Annotated in this window: 1 rRNA gene; it reads right to left on the minus strand. The window is 55.6% G+C overall.

Annotated elements, in window-relative coordinates:
* Positions 1-570: ribosomal RNA gene (locus HMPREF3009_RS00895) — 16S ribosomal RNA — on the minus strand; the annotation flags it as partial.

Consider the following 570-nt stretch of genomic DNA (forward strand, 5'->3'; position numbering starts at 1 on the left):
CCTGTACACCAGCCACAAGGGACACTACATCTCTGCAGCAATCTAGTGTATGTCAAGCCCAGGTAAGGTTCTTCGCGTTGCATCGAATTAATCCACATGCTCCGCCGCTTGTGCGGGCCCCCGTCAATTCCTTTGAGTTTTAGCCTTGCGGCCGTACTCCCCAGGCGGGGCGCTTAATGCGTTAGCTACGGCACAGAAGACGTGGAAGCCCCCTACACCTAGCGCCCACCGTTTACGGCATGGACTACCAGGGTATCTAATCCTGTTTGCTACCCATGCTTTCGCTCCTCAGCGTCAGTAACTGCCCAGAGACCTGCCTTCGCCATCGGTGTTCCTCCTGATATCTGCGCATTTCACCGCTACACCAGGAATTCCAGTCTCCCCTACAGCACTCAAGTTATGCCCGTATCGCCTGCACGCCCGAAGTTAAGCCCCGGAATTTCACAGACGACGCGACAAACCACCTACGAGCTCTTTACGCCCAGTAATTCCGGACAACGCTCGCACCCTACGTATTACCGCGGCTGCTGGCACGTAGTTAGCCGGTGCTTCTTATACAGGTACCGTCAC

This window comes from Corynebacterium sp. HMSC034H07 (assembly GCF_001815175.1).
GTDB classification, from domain to species: Bacteria; Actinomycetota; Actinomycetes; order Mycobacteriales; family Mycobacteriaceae; genus Corynebacterium; species Corynebacterium hiratae.